Raw genomic sequence first — 300 nt, 5'->3', positions numbered from 1 at the left:
CTTTTTGTAGATTCCAAGGTGCAAAGCGATTTCTTCGGCTGATGCGGGAAGTTTCTGAGATACACCGACGATTCCTTCTTCCCACTTTTTGCTCGGAGTAGTACCGATACCCTTGTGTACGGTTTGCGCGTAGACGTCAAGAAGCCACTTCTCAAACAGATGGGTGAATTCTGAAATTGTTAGGACGGTGCAGGTAAGCGGATCGTAATCACCGCGAGCCGAGAAATGTGCAAGGCTGGTACCCGGCAATCTATGAGCAAAGGAATAATTGCAAGTCTTCAGAAAGCGCTCTATCACGCC

1 pseudogene is annotated in these 300 nt (G+C 48.3%); it reads right to left on the bottom strand.

Annotated features, from left to right (window positions below):
- Positions 1-300: pseudogene (locus SB773_RS30990) on the bottom strand (hypothetical protein); the annotation flags it as partial.

The organism is Bacillus sp. SIMBA_074 (genome assembly GCF_046534555.1).
GTDB lineage: Bacteria > Bacillota > Bacilli > Bacillales > Bacillaceae_G > Bacillus_A > Bacillus_A mycoides.
The sequence above is the reverse complement of the archived record's forward strand: the minus strand, read 5'-3'. Positions and strand labels throughout refer to the sequence as shown.